Genomic DNA, 3286 nt, shown 5'->3' on the forward strand with positions numbered 1-3286 from the left:
CAGACTCGGCATAGTTATTCTTATTCCTCCACGTACAACACTGGAGGACAGGACCATGTTTGCAAAAGAGTATTTGGATAGAAGTAGGCTTTTCAGGCGCTTGAGGTGTGGCCCTCACGGCCAACTCTACGAACTTTACGCGGATCGCCTCGTCAAAGTCGGGCTGGTTAGCAAGGGCACATGGCGATGCCTGAACTTGGTTGATGGTCTCCTGCACTGGGTCACAACAAGCCGCTTGGAGTTGGCTAGTCTCGATGAGCACGTGCTTGATCGTTACCTGATGCATCGGGCGCGCAAGCAATCTATCCAGCCAGGCGACCGAGCGGCGCTGAAGCGGTTGCTGTCGGTTCTGCGCCAAGCGAACCTGATCCCACTTGCTCCGCTGCCGCCGACCACGCCAGAAGAGCAGATATTCGAGAAGTTCGCTGATTACCTGAGGCAGGAGCGCGGGCTGGCCCCGAAGTCCATTATCCGCCACTTACCCGTTATTCGTCGGTTTCTACGTGAGGTTTGCCCTACCGGCACTAATGATCTCGGCAAGATCCGCCAGGAAGACGTCATCCGCTACGTCGAACGTCACGCTCGGGACGGGAGCGCGGCATCGGGGAAGGCGATGTGCTGGTCGCTACGCGCCTTTCTCCGATATCTATACCTCAGCGGATCGAACCCGCTTGCTCTTGCCGACTGTGTACCCTCCATCAGGCGATGGAAGCTTGCAAGCCTGCCGACCTATCTAACTGTGGTGCAGGTTCAGAAGGTCCTTGATACTTGCGATCGAACGACGGCGTCAGGGCGGCGGGACTACGCCATTCTCATGATGCTGGCCAAGCTTGGGTTGCGTGCTGGCGAGGTCGCGACTCTCACCCTGGATGATATCGACTGGCGATCCGGGACGATGCTCGTTCGAGCCAAAGGCAGGCAGCAGGCACGGATGCCGATGCCACCAGATGTTGGCGCGGCCATCGTTGCCTGGCTGCGCAATGATCGTCCAGCTTCACCGTGTCGCCGACTGTTTCTCCGCACAGTGGCGCCTCACGTCGGCTTCGCCTCCGGTTGCGCCATCACGATGATCGCCAATGCGGCTCTCAAGCGTGCCGGGATCAGTGACTGCGCACACCAAGGGGCACATCTGTTCCGCCACAGCCTTGCAACCGAGCTTCTTCGCTCTGGTGCGACCTTGTCGCAGATCGGCCAATTGCTGCGACATAAGAGCCATGACACGACACGCATCTACGCGAAGGTGGATATTGAGGCACTTCGCACGTTAAGTTTCCCTTGGCCAGGAGGTGTGCAATGATCAGTCTACGATCTGCACTCGAACAGTATCTGGGCATGCGCCAGGGGCTCGGATACAAATACCAGCATCAGGCGCGACGCCTTGCCGACTTCGTCTCCTTCATGGAGCGCCACGAAGCGGCGACCATCACCACGAAGTTGGCCGTTACCTGGGCCACCTTGCGACCTGATCGGCACGCCTCCTGGTCATTGCGGCTGACCGACGTGCGTGGCTTCGCCCGCCATGTCGCCAACCTCAATCCGCAGACAGAAGTACCGCCCACTGGGATCTTACCGCCTTTGAAGCGCGCCCAACCCTATGTCTACAGCGATGCGGAGATCAGCGCGCTATTGACGGCGGCGTTAGCCCTGCCTCCAGCAAACGGCCTACGACGCTGGACTTACCATCATCTGTTTGGGTTGATTGCGGTTACAGGCATCCGTCTGTCTGAAGCGATTGGGCTTCACCGTAGCGACGTCGACCTGAACGAAGGCATGCTGACAGTCCGACAGAGTAAATTCGACAAATCACGCCTTGTGCCCTTGCATTCGACCACCTGCGCAGCTTTGCGCATCTATGCCGAACGGCGGGATACCCACCTTGGATCGCACTGCGGACCGCACTTTTTTTTGGCCGAGCGAGGCGGCCGCTTGCTCCCCCAATATGTCTATCGTGTCTTTTGGCGCTTGTCTCGTGAGACCGGACTTCGACGAGCGGGTGAACACACGGGCCCCCGGATCCACGACCTTCGTCATCGCTTCGCCATCTGGACTCTCCTCGGCTGGTATCGCAACGGGCTCGAGGTTGAGCAACGGCTCCCGCTGCTTTCCACCTACCTCGGCCACACCTGCGTGCGTGATACCTATTGGTACCTCTCGGCCTGCCCGCAGTTGATGGAAGAAGCCGCAAAGAGCCTCGACCGCCGGTGGGAGGCAAAGCCATGAACCAGAGTCCTAATGTCGCCGCGCTCATCGAACGCTATTTTACTGTGCGGCTCATGCAGCAGCGCAATGTCAGCAGTAACACGATCGCATCCTACAGAGATGCGTTTAGACTGTTGTTCAGGTTTGCCCAGGTACGGCTGCGCAAGTCGCCGTCTGGCTTGGAGCTTGCTGATATCGATGCCCCCTTCATCAGCGCATTCCTCGCTGATATCGAGTCCACGCGAGGCGCAAGCGTCAGGACGCACAATTTGCGCCTGACGGCCATTCGTTCCTTTTTCCGCTTTGTGTCATTCGAGGAACCGGCCTGCAGCGCTCTCATCCAGCAAGTTCTCGCAATACCGAGCAAGCGCCATGAAAAGCGTCAGGTGCATTTTCTGACGCGGCCCGAGATTGAGGCGATCCTTGTCGCTCCCGATCGCACGACATGGCTGGGACGCCGCGATCATACCTTGCTGCTGCTCATGGTTCAGACTGGCTTGCGTCTCAGTGAACTGATCAACCTTGACAGGGATGCTATTCAGCTCGGTAGCGGCGCTCATGTGCGATGCTTCGGCAAAGGCCGGAAGGAGCGATGTGTACCGCTGACCTCGTATGCACAGACTGCCCTTAAAGTATGGCTCAAGGAACCTGCACCCCACAGCGCAAGCGCATTGTTCCCCAGCATCCGCGGGAGCTGTCTGAGTGCCGACAGCGTCCAAACGCTTTTGGCAAAGCACGTGCGTGTCGCCAGAGAAAAGTGCCCGTCGTTGACGTCCAAGCGTGTGTCGCCGCACGTACTGAGGCACAGCGCAGCAATGGAGTTGCTGCAAGCTGGCGTCGATTGTTCCGTGATCGCACTATGGCTTGGTCATGAATCAATCGAAACAACACAGGCATACCTGCATGCTCATCTCGCACTCAAGGAAGCGGCGCTCGCCAAGCTAAAGCCCTATGAGCAGACCAAGATAATCCGCTTCCGACCGGATGACCGATTGCTCACTTTCCTTGACTCCTTGTAAGGCATAAGACTATGCCGAATGAAGCCCGAGGCTAAACCCGCTTTACCCGCTACAGAGGCGCAACTAGC

Annotated in this window: 3 protein-coding genes; all 3 read left to right on the plus strand. The window is 58.1% G+C overall.

The features are described 5' to 3' along the window. Window positions 1-1297: site-specific integrase (locus WD071_RS08220; protein ID WP_368047880.1), on the plus strand; the 1297-nt coding region annotated here is incomplete at its 5' end. Beyond that, on the plus strand, window positions 1294-2220 hold the full coding sequence (locus WD071_RS08225) for a tyrosine-type recombinase/integrase (protein WP_368047881.1): 927 nt from the start codon (window positions 1294-1296) through the stop codon (window positions 2218-2220). The genes WD071_RS08220 and WD071_RS08225, both read left to right, overlap by 4 nt. Next, the gene (locus tag WD071_RS08230; RefSeq protein WP_368047882.1) at window positions 2217-3218 is read left to right on the plus strand and encodes a tyrosine-type recombinase/integrase; all 1002 of its coding nucleotides are present in this window, start codon (window positions 2217-2219) and stop codon (window positions 3216-3218) included. Before WD071_RS08225 ends, WD071_RS08230 begins: the two co-directional genes overlap by 4 nt. Window positions 3219-3286 lie beyond the last annotated feature (68 nt).

It is taken from the genome of Pseudohongiella sp. (assembly GCF_040877505.1).
GTDB lineage: Bacteria > Pseudomonadota > Gammaproteobacteria > Pseudomonadales > Pseudohongiellaceae > Pseudohongiella.

Coding starts and splice junctions, on each gene's coding strand:
- WD071_RS08225 (WP_368047881.1), top strand. CDS start 1,294: ATGATCAGTCTACGATCTGCACTCGAACAGTATCTGGGCATGCGCCAG.
- WD071_RS08230 (WP_368047882.1), top strand. CDS start 2,217: ATGAACCAGAGTCCTAATGTCGCCGCGCTCATCGAACGCTATTTTACT.